We start from the raw sequence: 20,132 nt of genomic DNA on the forward strand, positions 1-20,132 counted from the left end.
CTTAAAAGTGCTTCGGGAATAAATTCTAAAACATCTTTAAGTGATATTTTGTGATCTTTAAAAACTGACATAAACAATTGATTATCAGCAATAAAGATACAAAAAATGAAATAATAAAACAAATTAAATGGCTGATAATCAATTAATTAAAATAATAATATTGAATATCTAAAAACAAAAAGTCGGAAGAAAAAATCTTCCGACCATGACTAGGAAAACCCGGCTTTCATATCATTATTTAAATACTATTAAACTGTTTCTAAAGCATGATCTACAATCACTCTCCATCCGAAAGGATCTTCAGACAGGTTGTTTTGAAGATCTACCAAGTCTTTCTTAAGAAGAGCAGCAAAGCTTTCTTCGTCAGATAATCTTGGAAGCGCCAATTTCTCACCCTGATATCCTAAAGCCTGGAACTGAGTGGTTACAACTGCTGTACCTACTCCCCACACTTCTTTAAGAGATCCTCCTTTTAAAGCTTCAATAACTGTTTTTACAGGAATTGGTTCTACTTTTACTTCGATTCCTCTTTTCTTAGCTAACTGGATGAAACTGTCTCTTGTTACTCCGTCAAGAATTTTCTCAGACGTTGGAGGTGTATAGATCGTATCATTAATTCTTACAAATACGTTCATAGTACCACTCTCTTCGAAATATTCGTGAGTAGCATCATCCGTCCAGATGATTTGCTCGTAACCTTCTTCAATAGCCAACTGAGTTGGATAGAAAGAAGCAGCATAGTTTCCTGCAGCTTTTGCAGAACCTACTCCTCCGTTTGCAGCTCTTGAATAATGGTCAGAAATTTTTACAGATACCGGCTCAGAATAGTAGCTCTTCGCTGGTGTTGCAACAATAGCAAACATATATTTATTAGATACTCTTGCTTTCAAAGCTTCTTCTGTAGCAAAAATCAATGGTCTGATATAAAGAGACATTCCTTCCCCCTGTGGAATCCACTCTCTATCGATATCTACCAATGCTTTTAATCCGTCTAAAAACATTTCTTCAGTTACCTCAGGCATCGCAAGACGCTTTGCCGACTTATTGATACGTTCAAAATTCTTTTCAGGCCTGAAAAGGAAAACCTGCCCGTCTTTGTCTTTATAGGCTTTCATACCTTCAAAACAAGCTTGTCCATAGTTTACTCCCATCATAGCAGGTGTAAATGGTATTGGACCGTAAGGAACTAATTTTACATCTCCCCATTTTCCGTCTTCGTACTCACATATAATCATATGATCAATGAAAGTACCACCAAATGAAAAATTGTTAGGGTCAAATGTAGAAATTCTGGAGTTTTCAGTTTTTTGAATTATCATTTTTTAAAATTTTTACGATGTTCTACAAATTTAACATAATTTTCTAAATATAAAAATTTTAGAGTAAATTTGACAAAAAAATAGCTTGAAAAGAGAGATTAAGACTACAAACGACGGAAGTAAAACATTGTTTATCAATGATTTAAATGAAAACTACCATTCTCATCATGGAGCACTTCAGGAAGCAGAACATGTGTTTATTAAAAATGGACTAAATCTAATAAATGATTGCGAAATTAATATTTTAGAACTCGGTTTTGGAACAGGTTTGAATGTTTTGGTGACAATTAATGAATATTTAAAAACTGACAAAAATCATGTCATTAATTATTTTTCCCTTGAAAAATACCCCATAAATGAATCCGAAGTTAAGGATTTGGCTTACTTTGAGCTTTTTGACAATCCTGAGTTCAAAAATATTTATCAGAAAATTCATCTGGCAGATTGGGAAAAGTCAGTAGAAATTATTAGTGGATTCAACTTAAAAAAGATAGAATGTGATTTTTTGCGCTGAAAGACATTGATCTGCCCAAAATCAATCTGGTTTACTTCGATTGTTTTGGAGCCAGAGTACAGCCGGATCTTTGGGAAAAGCCCTTATTTGAACTTGTATCTGACAAAATGGCCATTAACGGATTATTAACCACCTATTCTTCTAAAGGCAGTGTAAGACGAATCCTTCAGGAACTGAATTTCCAGGTTGAGAAAAAACAGGGACCTCCGGGAAAAAGAGAGATGATTAATGCCATTAAATTGTAGAATGGAAGCTTGGGGATGGGTGCCGGATGTTTACAACCGGCTGTTTAATTAATTTTTTATTTTAAAATAATAATCAATATATAAAATTCGTTGATTCAAGATTACTAAAAATAAATAGTATTAAACTTCCAGCTTCGCGCTTCCAACTTCCAGCTTTTTCTCAACAAAATTTCTTACATTAGCTATACAAATATTATACATTATATATATGATAGATAAGATCAACATTAGAGTGTATGCGTGTGCAGTAAAAGATAAACAAGTTCTGACTTTATTTGAGGAATATGCCGGCGAGCCTTTAATGAAATTTCCGGGTGGCGGATTGGAATACGGTGAAGGAGTTGTGGAATGTCTGCATCGTGAATTTGATGAAGAACTGAATGTGAAGATCAATATTCTGGAACATTTCTACACTCAGGAAAACTTCCTGGTTTCCCGATTCAAAGAAAATGAGCAGCTTCTTACCATATATTATTTAGTAGACATCGTCAATGAGGAAGATTTTATTATTCTGGATCCCTGTATCGAAAAAACAGAATGGATTGATATAGACAGACCAGACAATCCTTTTCCTCTTCCAATAGATAAGATTGTATTCGATAAATTAAAAGAAAAATTCCTGTAAGTATTCTTACAGGAATTTTTTATATTATCTTTTAACTTTAAAATCATTGGCTCCGGGATAAGGCTGCAGGTAACCTGAATTCCAATTAGACTGAAGCAGTGACTCTATAAACTCATCCGTTCTGTTGCTATGAGGATCGTAGCGGTCCTTCAGATCAATATCGGCCATTTTTCCTTTTACATTCCACCAGAAAGCACTCCATCCACCTCTTAATTCTTTGATGATTTCAAATACATTTTTTCCGGTAGCTCTGTTCATCAGCTTTGCAAAAACCTGCCCTTCTGTCGTGGTAAGGTCTCTCAGTTGTTTTTCATACTGATCTGCAAGCATGTTCTGTCTCTCTCTTACAAACTTTCTTTTGGCTTTGCTGTCCATATCGTTCATATCCACCTGAATATCTCTGTACTGCTGGAGTGCAGTCACAAATAACGGATATACTCTATACAGCTTTTTATTGAGGAAATAATAGTAATTTTTATCCAGTTGATTGTTAAATCTTGGTTTATTCACCAAAACCAACTCATCCAGTACAATTACCGGTTCCCCATTCGTCTCATACACTCTGAACTTTTGCTGTTCATCGTAATAGTATTTACTTCCAAATTCATCTACTTTCAGAGATTCGGGCGGATATTGATTCAGTGGTTTTGCCACTATACCATCTTTTTGTCCGAAAACACTGACTCCAAAAAAGAAAACAAAAAGGCAGATAATCTTACTAAAATTCATTATTTTTACACTTATAAGAACAAAAATTGAACGCAAAAATCATTCCTTTTTATGAAATTTGAAAAGAAATCTTTGAAATTTTTAGAAAATTATTTAAACACTTCGTCACCAACCGGTTACGAACACAAAGGACAGGAAGTCTGGATGAACTACATCCGACCTTATGTAGACAAAATAGAAGTAGACCATTATGGGACCTGTTATGGGATCATCAATCCGGAAGCTGAATTTAAAGTAGTGATTGAAGCTCATGCTGATGAAATTTCGTGGTACGTTAATTATATTACAGATGACGGATTAATCTATGTTATCAGAAACGGAGGTTCAGACCAAACCATTGCTCCTTCAAAAGTGGTTCATATTCATGGAGAAAAAGGAATTGTAAAAGGAGTATTCGGATGGCCGGCTATTCATACAAGAACCAATCAAAATGAACCTACACCAAAAATCGAAAATATCTTCATCGACTGTGGTGCCACATCCAAAAAAGAAGTGGAAGAAATGGGAATTTTTGTAGGCTGCATGATCACTTACCCTGATGAATTCTTTGAAATGAATGACCGATATTTCGTCTGCAGAGCATTAGACAACAGAATCGGAGGTTTTATGATTGCTGAAGTAGCGAGACTTTTAAAAGAAAATAAAAAATCTATTCCTTTCGGGCTTTATATTACCAATTCTGTACAGGAAGAAGTAGGTTTATACGGAGCAGATATGATTGCAGATACCATCAAACCTAATATTGCAATTGTAACGGATGTTACCCACGATACCACTACCCCAATGATCGAAAAGAAAAAAGAAGGAGATCAGAAATGTGGTGCAGGACCGGTAGTTTTCTTTGCACCAAGTGTTCATCATACCATCAGAGAACTGATTATTGACACTGCAAAAGCTAAAAAAATTCCTTTCCAAAGAGCAGCGGCAAGCAGAGCAACAGGAACAGACACAGATGCTTTTGCCCATTCTAACGGCGGAGTACCAAGTGCGTTAATTTCCTTACCTTTGCGTTATATGCATACTACGGTAGAAATGGTTGCTAAAGAAGATGTAGGTAATGTGATTAAACTTATCTATGAAACTATTCTTAAGATCAAGCCGGAAATGAAGCTGAAGTATCATTAATTAAAATGAAAAAAGTTCTTTATTATCTAATCCGAAAGCCAACTTTTATATCAGTTTTAACTGCTCTCTTTTTTAGTTATATCTTTTTTTAATGATATATAAAATATTTTATCCTCCTAAAATAGGTTCAGCATATAATATGATCCTTGAGATGTTGTTAATCGTTAGTATTGTACCTTTAGGATTATTTATAATTGACAGATTATTAGTTATAAAAATTAATAATATCAAATTAACAATCATAGAAGCTGTTGTATTTGGAGGTATTTCCCTGTATTACTTTTTGATTGTTAATCCATTTTAAAGAAAGAAATCTAAGTAAAAGTATAAAAAGTAAAAATGAAAACGAAGCTTATTGCTCCATCCCTTTTATCTGCAGACTTTGGGAACCTGCAAAGAGACATTGAAATGCTGAACAACTCTCAGGCCGACTGGTTCCACATTGATGTAATGGACGGCAGATTTGTGCCTAACATTTCATTTGGTTTTCCGGTGATGAAAACTGTGCAGCAGCATGCCAAAAAATTTGTAGATGTTCACCTTATGATCGTGGAACCTGAAAAATATGTTGATGAATTCATCAATCATGGTGCCGATCTTATTTCTGTACATTATGAAGCATGTACTCACCTTCACAGAACTATTCACCATATTCAAAGCAAAGGGGCAAAAGCGGGTGTCGTTTTAAACCCATCCACTCCGGTATTAATGCTTGAAGACATTATTGCAGATGTAGATCTAGTATTGTTGATGAGTGTTAACCCAGGATTTGGAGGTCAGAAATTCATTGAAAACACCTACAAAAAGATTGCTGAAACTAAAGATTTGATCTTAAGCAATAACTCTACAGCGCTTATCGAAATTGATGGAGGAGTAAATATTGACAATGCTTCTAAACTTTTTGAAGCAGGAGCTGATGTTCTTGTAGCAGGAAATGCTGTTTTCTCAGCAGAAAGTCCGGAAAGAATGATTGAACTTTTAAAGATTTAAAAGATCAGTTTATCTTAATAATAAACAAAAGGCAGCCAATGGCTGCCTTTTCTCTTGTTTGGAATTAAAGTCTTCGTGGTTATAAATCTTTTCTCAACATTTAAAATGTTAAGATCTGTTTTGTCTTGCTAACAACACAAAGATCTAAATAAACCGGCAGTTAAACATCCGTAGAAATACCGAATCTATCATTAAGTATTTTCACTTAATCATTCTTCTATACTTCCCTGTTCCATACACAGGCACAGACTACAAAAATGATTGAAATGACGGAAAAAACGGTTCTTATATTATTCAGAAAGTTCCATCTGTTTTCAAAATTATCACGCATCTGTTTGATTGCTTCTGTTGTAGAATTGGAAATATCAAACTTATCCAGAGCATCATTCATTGGAACATTTCCGGCGATTGTTACTCCAAAAACACCAATCAGGTAAGCCAGTGTGGCCAACAGGAGAAAAATAAAAGCCAGCTGATGTCCACGGAACAAAAAAGTAGTTACCGGAAGAAGTATCACCGTTCCCATAAAACTCATAAAAAAGACAGGATTTAGAATTTCCCGGTTAATATTCTGCATTGCCTTCAGGTATTCCGTATCGGAAAGTTTTCCCAATCCAAGAACAACAGAACATGAATAAGCATAGAAAAGTCCTCCTATCAAAGCAGTGAGGACAGCGGTAATGATTAATACGAGTGTTGTCATTTTCATATAATTTGATTTTGGTTATCAGGTAGGAATGAATTAATAAGGATTCCATTTTTTAATGATATTCTGGGCTGTCAAAATCATTTCAGCATCCCAGTTTTCCGTTTTAAAATAATGAAAGTCCTGATCTTTAATGACTGCCACATCTATATTTTCAAAAAGAAGTTGGGTAATTTTGGACTGTTCTTCAAACAAAACAAGATCTTCCAAAGGCTCCTCAGGGAGTTTTATATCCTTCGCATTCCAGTTTTTTTTCTCTTTTTCTTTCCAGTCTGAAGCAGCGATAATCATTTTAACTTTATCAAAATCATTCAGGAAGTCATCCTTTTCATTATCTGTTTTCAAAGTATGCCCCAGCCTTTCAATAATAATATATTCCAGATTATGACATTGTGTCAGCACTGAGGGTAAAACAGCAAAAATATCGTCTGGGATAACATCATCATGCGTATCTCTTCTTACCTGCTTTTTCCCGTAAGCGCTCTCCTGCCAGCTTCCTCCGGAAAGATGAATTTCTTTCACTTTATCCAGCGGATACAAATCTATGATTTCCTGCAATCCAATCTCAAAATTGCAGGATTGGCAGTAAATATTATGAAGATCGAGAATCAGGAAACCATTAGTATCTTCTGTCAGTTCATCGAGAAAAACACCTTGTTCTTTAACATCATCTACAGAAAATGAAAAGGCAAGATTTTCTATCCCCACAGGAATATTCATAACTTCCTGAAGCCTGTACAACCTGTCTTTTCCTATTTCCAGGGTTTTGGGATTCAAAGATACCGGCAACGGCACTCCCTGGTGAAAATTTTCAGTATTCATAAAACCGAAATGTTCTGTGATATGATTGTATTTCCGCAGGGCTACTTCTTCTTTAAGCTTTCTCAGCCATTCTTCCTGCCTACTTGTCCATCTGGCATCAAACAGGGAATAATAAACACCATGCCCTATTAATCGGTTATTTTCCGCATAAAAATTCAGCAAATCACGAAGCCAGCCTGGTTCATTTGAATGGTAAAGAGTATCAAAAGACCATTCCAGTACATCCACAGAATTGCTTTGCAATAATGGCAAAAGGGCAGAAACGAAATCTGCTTCTGCCATCATTGATATTCCTAATAGCGGTTTACTCATATCTTATCCCATTCCGCAGGCCGGACAACCATGTCCACGAAGCACAAGCGTATCTTGTTTTACTACAGGTTTAGGAGTTCCCGGTTTTTTCTTTTCAATAGTATCCGGTGCAGTTGCTTTCTTTACTTTTTTAACAGGCTTTTTCGTTTTAGCATTAGGTTTCGTAGTTTGTGCAGAAACTCCTACTGCTAGTAAGCTGGCCATTAATATTGCTGGAATTTTCATAATCGATATTTTTTCAGATAAAATTTGCAAGAAGCGTTCCATTTATAAAAATACAACAATAAGTAACGCTTTGATACTATTAATCAATAAATAGTAGAAACTATTTTATGGTATAATACATTCTTTATTTATATTTAATGTTAAAATAAATCTATCTATGAAAATCAGTCTGACTAAAGCTGTTTTCCTTGGGTTGGTATTATCTGCATATACTACCGATGCACAGGTTCAAACAGTTGACAACAGCAAAAAAATGGAATGGTTTAAAAATGCCAAACTGGGTATTTTTATTCATTGGGGAATCTATTCTGTGAATGGGATCTCAGAATCCTGGTCATTCTTCAACAATTACATCAACCACGAAAGTTATATGAAACAGCTGAATGGTTTTTCAGCTTCAAAATATCAGCCTGAACAATGGGCAAACCTGATTAAAGAATCCGGAGCCAAATATGCAGTCATTACAACCAAACATCATGATGGCATAGCTTTATGGAACTCAAAAGCAGAAAATGCCACAACTATTCCTCAACAGTCCTTGGCAAAAAAAGATGTTTTGAGCCCATTTGTTACTGCATTGAAAAAATCGGGATTAAAAACCGGACTTTACTTTTCTTTACCAGATTGGAGCCATCCCTATTATGACATTAATACCCGCACAAAAAAACGATATGAAATAAAAGATGATCCGAAACGCTGGCAGAATTTCATCAGCTATTATCAAAGTCAGCTTAATGAACTATCTTCTCAATATTCACCTGATCTTCTTTGGTTTGATGGAGACTGGGAACATACTTCCGAAGAATGGAAAGCACCTCAAACATTAGGTTTACTTAAAAAATACAACCCTAATATCATCATCAATTCCAGACTCAATAATCACGGAGATTATGATACTCCTGAACAGGGAATTCCTGTAATTCCACCACAGAATCCATACTGGGAACTTTGTTATACGATGAATGATTCCTGGGGATTTCAGCCTTATGACAAAGCATACAAAACACCCAATATGATTGTAAGAACCCTGGCAGATGTGATAAGCATGGGAGGAAATCTTCTGCTTGATATTGGCCCGAAAGCAAATGGTACAATTCCTGAGGAACAGATTGAGATTCTGAAAAATCTTGGAAGATGGACGTCTAAAAATCAAAAAGCTATTTATGAAACAACTCGTGGTATTCCTTTTGAAAACTATAAAGGGAAATCTTCATTTTCTACCTCTAAGAAATCTTTATTCCTTTATCTTGAGGAAGTCAAAAATTTTACAAAAATCTATGGATTAGTAACCAAACCTATTTCAGTAAAAGTGATAGGAGATCCTTCTGCTGTTATTGCAATGGATCACAATGCCGAAAAAACACTGACATTGAATTTTTCCAATGTAAAATTTGACAAAGATGTTACCGTTGTGGAACTCACCTTTGATATTCCACCTGTATTTTTAAATAATTTTAAAACGGAAGAATATTCTCTGCCTGAAACTTTAGACAATACGAATACTCAGGAAGCAGCCTACAATATAGCCTATATGCTTTATAATGGAAATAATTTACTGACTTCTTCAGGACTGACCAGCGATGGACTTGATATGAACATCAGGAAAACATCCAAAACCAATCCGGAAACCCTGCAATGGATAAGTAAGCATGCTGAAGCTCTTTTTGAAACTGAAAAGGGATTACCCAGTGGTCATTATTCCGGAATGAGCGCATTATCAAAAGACAAACAAACGCTTTATCTTTTTGTAGAAGGGGCGCCTACAGGTCCAATTGCTTTAAAAGGTATAAAAAATGGAATTTCCAGAATAAGAGTTGTGGGCGAAGGTACTATGCTATCCCATACGATTTACAATAAGCTTTACTGGAGTGACCGGCCTGGAATTATTTATATTGATCTTCCCAAGGAAAAACTTGACAAACAGATGACCGTTATTGCTGTTTTACTTAATAAACCTCTGGAGCTGTACAGAGAAAGTGTAGGGGCAATTGAAAATAATCTTTAGCCCTCCTCAAAACTTTAGTCTATAAAAACAAAATCCGGAGATTTCTCTCCGGATCTTTTATTTTGTAAGATGATTTTCTTAGAAAATCTCTCTTCCTGAAAAATGGAACTGAGCTTCGATTAATGCATTCTCGTTAGAATCTGAACCGTGAACTGCATTTTCTCCGATGCTTCTTGCAAACATTTTTCTGATTGTACCTTCTGCAGCTTCTGCAGGGTTAGTAGAACCTATTAATGTTCTGAAGTCTTCAACTGCATTGTCTTTTTCTAAAACTGCAGCTACGATAGGACCAGAGCTCATAAATTCTACTAATTCTCCGTAAAATGGTCTTTCAGCGTGAACTTCATAGAATTTTTTTGCATCAGCAACTGTAAGCTGAGTTAATTTTAAAGCTTTGATTTTGAAACCTCCTTCAGCAATCTTACCCAATATAGCACCGATATGTCCGTCAGCAACAGCATCAGGCTTAATCATAGTGAATGTAATGTTAGACATAAATGTATATTTTTTTAATGGCGCAAAATTACAAAAAATATCTTTGATTTTTATTTTAATTTTTTTTTAACATAAAAATAACTTTTATTAAGAAATCATGAACCAAACTTTGGCACAGTAATTGTTTATTCTATTGCGATTCTCATGTTTAATTTGAGTTTTCATGGTTATTAGTTTTTACCCAGCTTCGGCTGGGTTTTTTATTTTCAAAAAACAGGGCTTTTTTTATTAATTATATAATTTTCAAAAGGATATTGAATCATATTTAATGATATTGTCGTTTTTATTTCAATTGATAAAACAACTGGGTTACATAAAAAACCATTCTCAAGATCTATTAAAATGTGACAAAAGTAGAGTTATCTGCCAAAAAAGAAACATCAAAAAGTAGAGTTATTTAAAAACTGATTTTTTTCATCAAAAACTAAAAAAAATAGTAATTAAAAAACTACATCATGTCAAAGAATTAAATTTAATCTTAAATAATTAATATCATAAAATATTACCCCAACAAAACAATAAGAGAATACGTACAGATTGTCCGAATTAATCTGCAGTAGTCATAAGTAAATTGATTTGTATCTGATTATTTTTGAGAAGCTTCTTCCGCTTCATCCATCAGTTTAATGTAAGTAGCATAGCGCGAATGCTCAATTTCTCCTGTTTCAAGAGCATCAATAACAGCACACTTTGGTTCGTTAACGTGTAAACAATTGTGAAATTTGCACTCTTCTCTCTTCTTGAAAATCTCAGGGAAGTAATGCTGTACCTCTTCTTTTTCAATATCAATCATAGCAAATTCACGAACACCAGGGGTATCGATAACATTTCCTCCAAAGTGCCAGAAATGCATCTGTGCAAAAGTTGTGGTATGTTTCCCTTTAAGGTGGGTGTCGGAAATTTCGGATGTCTTTAAGTTTAATCCAGGTTGCAGAGCATTCACTAATGTAGATTTTCCACAACCAGAATGGCCAAAGAATACAGAAGTTTTATCTTTAAGAATTTCCTGCAGCTGGTCAAGGTTTAATTTTGAATAGGATGAGATCTCCAAAGTATCATAGCCTATTTCCTGATAAAGAAACTCTACTTCTTTTACAATTTCAATTTCCTCTTCATGAAGAACATCCATTTTATTAAAAAGGATTACAGGTGTAATATTGTAAGCTTCGCAGCACGCCAAAAACCTATCCAGGAAACCTAAAGATGTTTCGGGATGCTTCAATGTAAAGATAAAGCATGCCAAATCAATATTGGATGCAATAATGTGTGCTTCTTTGGAAAGGTTTACAGATTTTCTGATCAGATAATTGGTGCGTGGCTCAATTTTCGTGATCCAGGCAATATCATCCTGTTCGAGTTGAAACTCAACAAAATCTCCTACAGCAAGTGGATTGGTAAGTCTGGTTTTTATTAATTTGAATTTCCCCCTGATTCTGGCCTCGAAAATTTTATTTGTTTCCAATTCCAAAACCTGGTACCAACTGCCTGTAGATTTAATGATTTTTCCTTTCATAGATAATGCTGGTGCAAATATACGCAATTAGGGCTTAGAATTCAGGAAATAGGTTTAAAAACACATGTTTCAATTGTCCTAAATACTGATGCCTAAGCCCTAATCTCTATTTTTAGCTGAAAATTAAGTAAAAGTTTTGTTACCTTTTACCTATTATTTACAACTTATCTTTCAATCATAATATTATTCTGAACTTCAATAGATTCTTCGTGAATCGCTTTGAAAACTTTTTCAATGAATTCCTGAGACATTCCGGTTTCTTTTGCTTTTTGAGTAGCGTATTCAGTAATAACTTTCCAACGTTCAGGCTGGAAGATCGCAATGTCATTCTCTTTTTTAAGTTTACCGATCTTTTCAGAAATTTTCATTCTTTGAGAAAGAAGTTCAATTAACTGAAAATCAAGATCTGAAATAAGGGTTCTGTGTCTTCCCATTTCACCTTCAAAACCTGCAAGATTAGAGCTTCTTACTTTCAGGTTACCGATAAGATCCGCAAGAACTTCCGGAGTAATCTGCTGAGAAGCATCACTCCAAGCCTCATTAGGGTTACAGTGAGATTCAATAATTGCTCCCTGATATCCTACGTTAAGTGCTTCCTGTGTGATATCGGCAAGACCTGTCCTGTTTCCGCAGATGTGAGAAGGGTCAATCAGCATTGGAATATTAGGGAACTGGCTTTTGAAATCAAGGGCAATCTGCCAATTTGGGTTGTTTCTGTATTTTGTTTTCTGGTATGTTGAAAATCCTCTGTGAATTGCTCCCAGGTTTTTAATATCCTGGCCTAAAAGTCTTTCCAAAGCTCCGATCCATAATGCAAGATCCGGATTAACAGGATTTTTCACGAATACAGGCTTATCTGTTCCTCTTAAAGCCATAGCGATTTCCTGTACTGTAAATGGATTCACTGTAGAACGGGCTCCAATCCAAAGAACGTCCACATCTGCTTCTAAGGCTGCAAATACGTGGTGTGCATTGGCAACTTCGGTAGCTGTTTTAAAACCGTACTCTTCTTTTACTTTTTTCAGCCAGTTCAAACCGATCACTCCTACTCCTTCGAAACCGTTTGGCTTGGTACGAGGTTTCCAGATTCCGGCACGGAAAACAGATACATTAGCATTGGATTCTTTGATCCTTTTAGCCGTCTCAAGCATTTGAGCTTCACTTTCCGCACTACATGGTCCCGCGATCATTAAAGGCTGTGTAAGCTCATTGATCCACTCATTTTTTAAATCATTTAAATTCATTATTCTAAATTTTATTGTTTTTTTATATCATTTTTCGTTAACAGCAATAGCCCTTTGGATTATAAAATTTAATTTATAATTCTTTTCAAAAAATGCCGTTCAAAATTGTTTAAAGGAATCAGGAAAATAATAGGGCTCTACTTCTCCTGTATTTTTTGGAAAGAAATTCAGTTAACAGTACCAATAAAATCGGTAATACGTTCTGAAATTTCTATAATAAGAAGCAGAAAAACTAAAATAACCGCTAAAAAAGTAATTAGCGGGTGCAAAAAAAGACTGATATGTGTTAGTCAAATTTTCCATTTTATTCTGGAAATGTCTTGTTTTAGCGTTTCTGGTTGTAATTTGCTTTTGTCAAAAAATTATTTTCGACAGAAATATTTGACAAATATATAAAAATTATGTCAAATCAAACTTCATTAAATCATCAAGATCTTTTAAAAGTGGATTTTTTTCGATAAATTTTTCAAACATTTTTCTCTTCGTCACCACCTCAATCTTCAGATTTTCAACGTCTCTGACGTATTCTACCTCGATAATATGATTCTGAATTTTTCTTTTAAAATGATTAAAAAATTCTCCACTTATTTTATCAAATTCTACTTTTGCAGAATCTGAAGGGAACAAAACTTTGATTTTATGTTCTTCAGCTTTTACCAGCTTAAAGGTTTTTACTGCATTAAATACAAAGTTATTTTTTACCTGAAGCTGTTTAAGCATAATTTTCCATTCCATCTGCAGATCTGTATCTGTAAAATGGTTTTGGGGAAGATTTTCGGTTCTTACAGTTACGTTTTCTGTTTCTTCTACTTTATCTTCTTTATTCAGGAAAGAATTGATGCTAAACCCGGAAGACATTCCCGGTCTTGATAATGGTTTGGATGTTTTTGTTACTGGAGTTTCTTGGACTTTATCTGAAACTGTAGTTGGCTGTTCTGTTTTAATTTCCTTTTTCTCCGGAGCTTTTTCCGGTATCTTCACTTCCTGCTTCTCACTGAGAAACGGAGCCAGAATTAGGAACTTTTTTTTTTAGTATCGCCTAAATTAGCTGTCAGTGAAGCCAGCTGCATTAATGCAATTTCAACCGTAAGTCTAGGGTTTTTTGAATTTTTATAATTAATATCCGCATGGTTGCAGATCTCAATACCATCAATCAACTGTTGGGCGACCCACTTTTGTCCCTGTTCTACAAACTTAGCTTTTGTCTTCTCTCCCACTTCAATGAGCTCCATGGTGGAAGCATTCTGTGCCATCATCAGATCTCTGAAATGATTTCCTAATCCGGCAATGAAGATATGAGGATCAAAACCTTTTTTTACAATCTCATTGAACGCGAAAAGTACTTCCGGAATTTTATTTTCCTTGGCGAGATCCACAATGTTCAGATATTGATCGTAATCCAGAATATTTAATACTTCAGCAGCTTTTGCCAGCGTAATATTTTTCTGGGAGAAAGTAGAAAGTCTATCAAAAATGGAAAGAGCATCTCTTAATGCACCATCAGCTTTTTGCGCGATCAGATACAATGCATCGTCTTCGTACTGGATATTTTCTTTTTGGGCAATATTTTTAAGATGATTCTGGATGTCTTCAATCGTAATTCTCTTGAAGTCATAAATCTGACAACGGGATAAAATGGTTGGGATAATCTTATGTTTCTCCGTGGTTGCCAGAATAAAAATAGCATGAGCAGGCGGCTCTTCCAAAGTTTTAAGGAAAGCATTGAAAGCGGCAGAAGACAGCATATGAACCTCATCGATGATATATACTTTGTATTTACCCACCTGAGGCGCAAATCTTACCTGATCTATCAGTTCCCTGATATCATCTACGGAGTTATTGGATGCTGCATCCAACTCATAGATATTATAGGCAAAGCCGTCTTCTGAAACCGAGCCATCTTTCTCATTAATTTTTCTTGCCAGAATCCTCGCGCAGGTAGTTTTACCCACACCACGAGGACCACAAAAAAGTAATGCCTGAGCTAACTGACTTTCTTCAATTGCATGTTCTAAAGTATCCGTAATATGGGATTGTCCTACAACTGTATCAAACTCTTGAGGACGATATTTTCTTGCAGATACTATAAAATTTTCCATTGGTCAAAAATAAGAAATATAGTTTTAATTTGAAAATTAAAAGTTTTCAAATATCAACAAAAAACATATTTCTGCTTAAATTGGAAAACTTTTAATCTCTATTTTTTCTTGCTGTAGGCAAAGTCAATCAATTCAACAACAGCTGCTTCAATTTCTTTTCTTCCTTCTTCAGTTTTCAGGTCGATACCACAGAACTTGTTAGCATTATATCCTGTATAAAGGTTAAGATAGTATGCTCCTGAAACAATTAAAGCCATAATTGCTCTGTGTCTCGTAGCTACTCCTTCACCGAAATAAGGATCTGAGATGTTTCCAAATAAAACTTCTCCTACTTCTTCGCGTTGTTCAACTAATTTTTTAAGAATAGGTTTACTTTCTGAAAGTTCCCAAAGGATAATTTTCTGAAGTTCTTTATTTTTCTTCAGGTTTTCGAACTGATTGAGTACAACCATTTTGGTAAGCTCGTGTCCACCATCGGAGAAATCCATATCAACATCCTGGTTAACCTGGCTCCAGTAATCCTGAGATTTGATATATTCATCGATCAGTTTATCAGTACTTCCAAAGTACTCATAGATCAATTTTTTATCAAATCCGGCTACTGCGGCAATTTTACTTACTTTTAGTCCGGAGTATCCTTTTACTCTTAAAATTTTACCAACTGCAGCAAGCAGTTTTTGCTTGGTTTTTTCTTTGTCCCTAATGGGGCCCTGCACTACTTTTCTAGGCATAATTATTATTTTTTCGCAATATGCAATTTTTTATTAATATCATCAAACGCATTAAGCGTTTTATCGAGATGTTCTTTTTCGTGTCTTGCCGTTACACTCATCCTGATACGCGCATCTTTTCTTGGTACAGCCGGATAAAGAATCGGGTTGGTATAGATTCCTTTTTCTATTAGTAGTTTTCCGGCTTCTCCTGTTACATAGGGATCTCCTATTTTCACAGGAATAATTGCGGAACAGGTAACTCCGGTATCTAAACCTAGATCATCAAGCCCTTTTTTGAAATAATTGATGTTGCTCCAGAGTTTTTCTCTCCAGATGGGTTCTTCGTCAATTAAATCAATGGCTTTAACAATTCCTGCTGATGATGGTGGAGCTGTTGCTGAGAAAATCTGCTGACGGGAATGGAATCTGATAAATGCTGCTATTTTTTTATCAGCAATGACATATCCTCCTAGATTTCCAAACGTTTTACTGAATGTTCCTGTAATGATGTCAACTTTATCCAATAATCCAGCCTGTTCCAAAGTACCTCTACCTGTTTCTCCAAGGATACCCACGCCATGTACGTCGTCTACCATTAGAAAGGCATTATACTTTTTCACAAGATTATAGATCTCATTAATACGGGAGGTATCACCATCCTGGGAATACACTCCATCCACAATAACGAGTTTCGTACGGTACAGATTTTCAGATACCTTCAAAATGTGTTCCAAAGATTCCAAATTATTGTGCGGAAATGTTTTTTTATTGGTAAAAGCACATCCTTCGTGTACGCTGGCATGCACAGCCATATCTAAAATAGCAAGATCTTCTTTCTGCATTAAGCACTGTAAACTAGCGCTATTGGCAGTATAACCGGTAGTAAATACTACGGCTTCATCTTCTGTTCTTTTAAAAAAACTTGAAATTCTTTTTTCTAAGGCGTTGTGGTAATCAAAATAGCCACCAATAAGAGGAGTAGCTCCTGTTCCTGTTCCATACTTCTCTATTCCCTCAATAGCAGCTTGTTTTACTTTTGGGTGCTGCGTAAATCCCAAATAATCACTAGATACGAAACTAACAAATTCTCTGTTTTGATCTGCAATATTTACATTCAGTATTGCATTGGTTCCTGAAGTATTCTTCAGTCTGTAGTTCATATGCCCGTTAGACTTTACAAAGTCTAAATATTCATAAAAAATTTCAGCCCTTTGAGCCATATTGTTATCTGGTATATTCTCAAAGTCTTTAATAGTTGCTGTTGTGAAATTGATGCTCATCCTTAATCTTATTTGTTGTGTGGTTTAAAAAGAAACAAATATATAACTATTTAGGAGGCTTAAAGGCCTCTTATAAGATTAAATATTATTAAAGACACAATATTTTATTCTTATTATCTGGAAACCAAAGTATTTATATGTTTATCAATCTTTTTAACGTTTTCACCTATTGAATTAATTAGTTTTTTCTTACCTAAATTTAATAAAAAAATCAAACAATAAAGAAATATTAGTACACAAATAATAAAAAAATATGGATATTTTTCACAACAAGCTCATTTATAAAAGATTATTTTTTTATTATTTTAACATTTTAATTCACTAAACAACCTTTTAAAACAGACATTCCAGATGATTAAATCCCTACTTAAAGATAAAACCAACCACAAATCTCCTGCTGTAGCAATATTAAACAAAAAAAAGTGGTCAAATTAAGTTCTTTTTAGAATTCCTGAAATTTCCGGGAGTAAAACCGGTCATTTTTTTGAAAAATTTTGAAAAATTAGAAGGGTCATAGGTAAAAATACGGGCAATTTCGGCTACTGATTTATCGGAAACAATGAGCATTTTTTTAATCTGACCGATAATTTTTTCATCATAAAAAGAACAAGGATGCTGTCCGGTTTCTTTTTTAATAGTATCAGAAAGATGTTTATGAGAGATCGCAAGCTTTCCGGCAATTTCATTCAATTCCATAAATTCAGGTACAGTTCCGGAAATTACATCCTGAATATGCTGGTCTAAAAAGGTAAAATACTGAATGGTGATTTCTTCGCTTCTTTTCATCGTGTATGGGTCTTTTTAATCTGTATTCAAGATATAAATTTAATCATAAGATACAAAATAACACGGTGAACTTTTAGGGTATTTCACGTTGAATCTTTAATAAAAACTATCTTTAAAAGCCTGTATAGAATTTTTCACTTTCAGTTTTTCCAGAATATTCTGACGGTGTCTGTTTACAGTATTGATACTTATAGAAAGAAGATCAGCAATTTCTTTGCTGGCATACCCTTCTCCTACAAATTTCAAGACTTCCATCTCTCTTGGACTCAGAATATTTTTATAATCAAGTTTATCTTTTACAAGAACCTCTCCTTTTATGGTATTGACAATCATAAAATCAGAAGCTGAAGAGGGAGAAAGAGCAATATTATAAAGACAAAGAGCCAACCTTAGCCGTCCATTGTAAGGAGAGTAAATATAAAACATGCGATGCTTCAGCCAGCAGTACTCTTCATTTTTATCTTTCATTCTTATTTTGGACACAACACTATATGCTATGCGCTGCTCCATTTCCATAACATCCAGTAATCTGAAAAAACGGAGTTCATGGATGTATTTTTTAACCTGTCATCGGGATGAATCTTTTTTAGCATTTCTTCTTCCCAGATAGAATCAATTTCTATAGGATTTTTTTCCGTACTCAGTCCCAGTTCACCCGCTGCTGCAGATTTATAAATATAACTTTTATTCTCCTGCATATCACTTAATACGGATATAGCGCCTTCCATCTGAGAATATACAAGTGCTCTCTGCTTATAGATCTCTACATCAAGCAGACATTTTTTGGAAGCTTTGTCCAGTAATTTACCACTGAGCTGTTCGCGGATTTCCATAATGGTTATTTATCAGTATTGACGTGATTTGGGTTTAATTATACTTTTGCTAAAATAATAATTTACCCTTAGAACTTATTTAAAATAGAATGAAGAAATTGCTTTTAGGCTTTTGTATGCTATTCCTGATTCAAAAACTTTCTGCCCAGACTCTGGAGAAGATGATATGGTTTAATGAACCGGAAAAATGGGAAATCAAAAACAACAGCCTGTCTATGTTTGTGACTCCGCAGAGTGATTACTGGAGGATTTCCCATTATGGATTTACCGTTGATGATGCTCCTTTTTACTACACTACTTACGGAGGTGAATTTGAAGCAAAAGTAAAAATCACAGGCAGCTATAAAGCAAGATTTGATCAGATGGGACTTATGCTCAGAACAGATAAAGAACATTACATCAAAGCCGGAGTGGAATTTGTGGATGGGAAGTATAATCTAAGCACTGTGGTCACTCACAATAAAAGTGACTGGAGCGTTATCACTTTAGACAAAACCCCTCGTGCTATATGGATAAAAGCTGTGAGAAGACTGGATGCTGTAGAAATATTCTACTCTTTTGATGATAAGGATTATATCATGATGAGAAATGCTCCATTACAGGACAACACTCCCATAATGGTTGGTTTAATGGCAGCCTGCCCAGACGGACAAGGTTTCAACGCTCTTTTTGAAAACTTCAAAATAAAACACCTGCCGGACGAACGCAGACTAAAGTGGCTTGAAACCCATAAATAATAATTGAATTACACTTCAATATACAGTCAATTTTATTCACCTCCCGTCATTTCCGGGAGGTTTTTTTTCAGAAACATAGGCAATTGATATGGAGACTACCTGTTTTAAAAAATCTTATACAAACTAACATTAACAGCTTTAATTATCACTAAAAACAACAGATAAAATAATCCTTTTCCCAAGCCATGTCTTGCCTACCTTATAAGTCCAGATGTCATGGTTAAAAAAATTAAACCCATCTCCCATTTCTGCTATTATTTCATGGCGTTTCTCATCAATCAGCAAAATAAAAACACCATCATCAAAACACAAAATACACATCAAAAACATTCTCAACACCTTATATCATTCATTATTTCCACAAAACAATGGGTCAGGTACAAAACTTGGGGACTATGCAAAAAGTTTGATAATCTGAAGAGAAAAAATGTTCTGTCCTTTCCATCCCCTGTAGTTTTACAAAATGCAAAGGCATGATGCGATTCCTTATTGATGAGGAGGCTAAGAAAGCGACAAAGTCGCTGATGAAACTGTATGGATATGCATGCGCTTAGAAAGAATCAACTTCGTGATTCCAACCTTTGCTTCCCTAAAATAATTCGCAAGAATAGTGAAAACTTTGCGTTATATTTAAATGGTATAGGTATCAATATTCCAACCTCCCCAACTTTTGAAACTCATCCAAAACAATATTTTTTATTATAAGAAATAAACCCCAGAAACATCAAAAGATCTCCATAAAGAGACCCTTTGCGTTGTGAGATAAAAACCGTTTGTGTTCTTAGAATCATTATGTAGAAACAAAGTTCTTTTAA

The 20,132-nt window shown here is 34.8% G+C and carries 20 protein-coding genes and 1 pseudogene; 6 read left to right on the forward strand and 15 right to left on the reverse strand.

What is annotated here, in order from left to right; translation table 11 throughout:
• Nucleotides 1-248: 248 nt before the first annotated feature.
• Nucleotides 249-1,319, reverse strand: coding sequence for a branched-chain amino acid aminotransferase (locus BOQ62_RS01180; RefSeq protein WP_129036611.1), 1,071 nt, complete (start codon nt 1,317-1,319; stop codon nt 249-251).
• 85 nt (nt 1,320-1,404) lie between these two features.
• Here BOQ62_RS01180 and mnmD point away from each other — a divergent pair.
• A pseudogene (gene mnmD / locus BOQ62_RS01185) lies at nt 1,405-2,078 on the forward strand (tRNA (5-methylaminomethyl-2-thiouridine)(34)-methyltransferase MnmD).
• Nucleotides 2,079-2,286: 208 nt separating this feature from the next.
• Nucleotides 2,287-2,703, forward strand: coding sequence for an NUDIX domain-containing protein (locus tag BOQ62_RS01190; protein ID WP_129036612.1), 417 nt, complete (start codon nt 2,287-2,289; stop codon nt 2,701-2,703).
• Nucleotides 2,704-2,727: 24 nt separating this feature from the next.
• Here the strand turns inward: BOQ62_RS01190 and BOQ62_RS01195 are convergent, their stop codons facing one another.
• Nucleotides 2,728-3,432 (reverse strand): DUF4294 domain-containing protein, encoded by a 705-nt coding sequence (locus BOQ62_RS01195; RefSeq protein ID WP_129036613.1) that lies wholly within the window; start codon nt 3,430-3,432, stop codon nt 2,728-2,730.
• Between the two features lie 51 nt (nt 3,433-3,483).
• Here BOQ62_RS01195 and BOQ62_RS01200 point away from each other — a divergent pair, with 51 nt between their 5' ends.
• Complete coding sequence (locus BOQ62_RS01200; protein ID WP_121487549.1) at nt 3,484-4,557, forward strand: M42 family peptidase; 1,074 nt, start codon at nt 3,484-3,486, stop codon at nt 4,555-4,557.
• 339 nt (nt 4,558-4,896) lie between these two features.
• Nucleotides 4,897-5,547: a ribulose-phosphate 3-epimerase gene (gene rpe, locus BOQ62_RS01205; protein WP_105702994.1), complete on the forward strand. Its 651-nt coding sequence runs from the start codon at nt 4,897-4,899 to the stop codon at nt 5,545-5,547.
• 217 nt (nt 5,548-5,764) lie between these two features.
• Here the strand turns inward: rpe and BOQ62_RS01210 are convergent, their stop codons facing one another.
• From BOQ62_RS01210 to BOQ62_RS01220, 3 genes are read right to left on the reverse strand one after another with little or no spacing between them, the layout of a single operon-like run.
• Entirely contained in the window at nt 5,765-6,250 is a 486-nt protein-coding gene (locus BOQ62_RS01210; RefSeq protein ID WP_228413531.1) for a DUF1772 domain-containing protein, read from the reverse strand.
• Nucleotides 6,251-6,289: 39 nt separating this feature from the next.
• Nucleotides 6,290-7,387, reverse strand: a complete 1,098-nt coding sequence (locus BOQ62_RS01215) for a DUF692 family multinuclear iron-containing protein (protein WP_129036615.1) — start codon at nt 7,385-7,387, stop codon at nt 6,290-6,292.
• A gap of 3 nt (nt 7,388-7,390) precedes the next feature.
• Entirely contained in the window at nt 7,391-7,612 is a 222-nt protein-coding gene (locus BOQ62_RS01220) for a hypothetical protein (RefSeq protein WP_129036616.1), read from the reverse strand.
• Nucleotides 7,613-7,769: 157 nt separating this feature from the next.
• Between BOQ62_RS01220 and BOQ62_RS01225 the strand changes: the two genes are divergently transcribed.
• Complete coding sequence (locus tag BOQ62_RS01225; protein ID WP_129036617.1) at nt 7,770-9,617, forward strand: alpha-L-fucosidase; 1,848 nt, start codon at nt 7,770-7,772, stop codon at nt 9,615-9,617.
• 78 nt (nt 9,618-9,695) lie between these two features.
• Here BOQ62_RS01225 and BOQ62_RS01230 read toward each other — a convergent pair whose 3' ends face one another.
• From BOQ62_RS01230 to BOQ62_RS22805, 10 genes are all read right to left on the reverse strand, one after another.
• Complete coding sequence (locus BOQ62_RS01230) at nt 9,696-10,112, reverse strand: nucleoside-diphosphate kinase (protein WP_048507564.1); 417 nt, start codon at nt 10,110-10,112, stop codon at nt 9,696-9,698.
• A 586-nt stretch (nt 10,113-10,698) separates the two neighbouring features.
• Nucleotides 10,699-11,625 carry a ribosome small subunit-dependent GTPase A gene (gene rsgA / locus BOQ62_RS01235; RefSeq protein WP_129036618.1) on the reverse strand — a complete coding sequence of 309 codons (927 nt, stop codon included), beginning with the start codon at nt 11,623-11,625 and terminating at the stop codon, nt 10,699-10,701.
• 164 nt (nt 11,626-11,789) lie between these two features.
• Nucleotides 11,790-12,869 (reverse strand): chorismate mutase, encoded by a 1,080-nt coding sequence (locus BOQ62_RS01240; protein WP_129036619.1) that lies wholly within the window; start codon nt 12,867-12,869, stop codon nt 11,790-11,792.
• Nucleotides 12,870-13,268: 399 nt separating this feature from the next.
• Nucleotides 13,269-13,850, reverse strand: a complete 582-nt coding sequence (locus tag BOQ62_RS22795; RefSeq protein ID WP_228413533.1) for a hypothetical protein — start codon at nt 13,848-13,850, stop codon at nt 13,269-13,271.
• 32 nt (nt 13,851-13,882) lie between these two features.
• The gene (gene dnaX, locus BOQ62_RS01250; protein ID WP_105702999.1) at nt 13,883-14,968 is read right to left on the reverse strand and encodes a DNA polymerase III subunit gamma/tau; all 1,086 of its coding nucleotides are present in this window, start codon (nt 14,966-14,968) and stop codon (nt 13,883-13,885) included.
• Nucleotides 14,969-15,066: 98 nt separating this feature from the next.
• Nucleotides 15,067-15,699 carry a TetR/AcrR family transcriptional regulator gene (locus BOQ62_RS01255; protein WP_105703000.1) on the reverse strand — a complete coding sequence of 211 codons (633 nt, stop codon included), beginning with the start codon at nt 15,697-15,699 and terminating at the stop codon, nt 15,067-15,069.
• A gap of 5 nt (nt 15,700-15,704) precedes the next feature.
• A complete protein-coding gene (locus BOQ62_RS01260) occupies nt 15,705-16,961 on the reverse strand; it encodes an aminotransferase class I/II-fold pyridoxal phosphate-dependent enzyme (protein ID WP_129036620.1) in 1,257 nt (418 codons plus the stop codon).
• A 426-nt stretch (nt 16,962-17,387) separates the two neighbouring features.
• Nucleotides 17,388-17,747, reverse strand: a complete 360-nt coding sequence (locus BOQ62_RS01265) for a helix-turn-helix domain-containing protein (protein ID WP_129036621.1) — start codon at nt 17,745-17,747, stop codon at nt 17,388-17,390.
• Between the two features lie 96 nt (nt 17,748-17,843).
• The gene (locus BOQ62_RS22800) at nt 17,844-18,215 is read right to left on the reverse strand and encodes a response regulator transcription factor (RefSeq protein WP_228413536.1); all 372 of its coding nucleotides are present in this window, start codon (nt 18,213-18,215) and stop codon (nt 17,844-17,846) included.
• 26 nt (nt 18,216-18,241) lie between these two features.
• Nucleotides 18,242-18,580, reverse strand: coding sequence for a hypothetical protein (locus tag BOQ62_RS22805; RefSeq protein ID WP_228413538.1), 339 nt, complete (start codon nt 18,578-18,580; stop codon nt 18,242-18,244).
• An 89-nt stretch (nt 18,581-18,669) separates the two neighbouring features.
• Here BOQ62_RS22805 and BOQ62_RS01275 point away from each other — a divergent pair, with 89 nt between their 5' ends.
• Complete coding sequence (locus tag BOQ62_RS01275; protein WP_129036622.1) at nt 18,670-19,317, forward strand: DUF1349 domain-containing protein; 648 nt, start codon at nt 18,670-18,672, stop codon at nt 19,315-19,317.
• Nucleotides 19,318-20,132 lie beyond the last annotated feature (815 nt).

Source organism: Chryseobacterium sp. CH21 (assembly GCF_004119445.1).
In the GTDB taxonomy this organism is placed as follows: domain Bacteria; phylum Bacteroidota; class Bacteroidia; order Flavobacteriales; family Weeksellaceae; genus Chryseobacterium.

What these genes read in the sequence shown, in the direction of transcription:
- BOQ62_RS01230 (WP_048507564.1), bottom strand. Translation starts at nt 10,112, where the DNA reads ATGTCTAACATTACATTCACTATGATTAAGCCTGATGCTGTTGCTGAC.
- BOQ62_RS01215 (WP_129036615.1), bottom strand. Translation starts at nt 7,387, where the DNA reads ATGAGTAAACCGCTATTAGGAATATCAATGATGGCAGAAGCAGATTTC.
- BOQ62_RS01195 (WP_129036613.1), bottom strand. Translation starts at nt 3,432, where the DNA reads ATGAATTTTAGTAAGATTATCTGCCTTTTTGTTTTCTTTTTTGGAGTC.
- BOQ62_RS01240 (WP_129036619.1), bottom strand. Translation starts at nt 12,869, where the DNA reads ATGAATTTAAATGATTTAAAAAATGAGTGGATCAATGAGCTTACACAG.
- BOQ62_RS01265 (WP_129036621.1), bottom strand. Translation starts at nt 17,747, where the DNA reads ATGAAAAGAAGCGAAGAAATCACCATTCAGTATTTTACCTTTTTAGAC.
- BOQ62_RS01220 (WP_129036616.1), bottom strand. Translation starts at nt 7,612, where the DNA reads ATGAAAATTCCAGCAATATTAATGGCCAGCTTACTAGCAGTAGGAGTT.
- BOQ62_RS01275 (WP_129036622.1), top strand. Translation starts at nt 18,670, where the DNA reads ATGAAGAAATTGCTTTTAGGCTTTTGTATGCTATTCCTGATTCAAAAA.
- BOQ62_RS01190 (WP_129036612.1), top strand. Translation starts at nt 2,287, where the DNA reads ATGATAGATAAGATCAACATTAGAGTGTATGCGTGTGCAGTAAAAGAT.
- BOQ62_RS01260 (WP_129036620.1), bottom strand. Translation starts at nt 16,961, where the DNA reads ATGAGCATCAATTTCACAACAGCAACTATTAAAGACTTTGAGAATATA.
- BOQ62_RS01210 (WP_228413531.1), bottom strand. Translation starts at nt 6,250, where the DNA reads ATGACAACACTCGTATTAATCATTACCGCTGTCCTCACTGCTTTGATA.
- BOQ62_RS01225 (WP_129036617.1), top strand. Translation starts at nt 7,770, where the DNA reads ATGAAAATCAGTCTGACTAAAGCTGTTTTCCTTGGGTTGGTATTATCT.
- BOQ62_RS01180 (WP_129036611.1), bottom strand. Translation starts at nt 1,319, where the DNA reads ATGATAATTCAAAAAACTGAAAACTCCAGAATTTCTACATTTGACCCT.
- rpe (WP_105702994.1), top strand. Translation starts at nt 4,897, where the DNA reads ATGAAAACGAAGCTTATTGCTCCATCCCTTTTATCTGCAGACTTTGGG.
- rsgA (WP_129036618.1), bottom strand. Translation starts at nt 11,625, where the DNA reads ATGAAAGGAAAAATCATTAAATCTACAGGCAGTTGGTACCAGGTTTTG.
- BOQ62_RS01255 (WP_105703000.1), bottom strand. Translation starts at nt 15,699, where the DNA reads ATGCCTAGAAAAGTAGTGCAGGGCCCCATTAGGGACAAAGAAAAAACC.
- dnaX (WP_105702999.1), bottom strand. Translation starts at nt 14,968, where the DNA reads ATGGAAAATTTTATAGTATCTGCAAGAAAATATCGTCCTCAAGAGTTT.
- BOQ62_RS22800 (WP_228413536.1), bottom strand. Translation starts at nt 18,215, where the DNA reads ATGAAAGATAAAAATGAAGAGTACTGCTGGCTGAAGCATCGCATGTTT.
- BOQ62_RS01200 (WP_121487549.1), top strand. Translation starts at nt 3,484, where the DNA reads ATGAAATTTGAAAAGAAATCTTTGAAATTTTTAGAAAATTATTTAAAC.
- BOQ62_RS22805 (WP_228413538.1), bottom strand. Translation starts at nt 18,580, where the DNA reads ATGGAAATCCGCGAACAGCTCAGTGGTAAATTACTGGACAAAGCTTCC.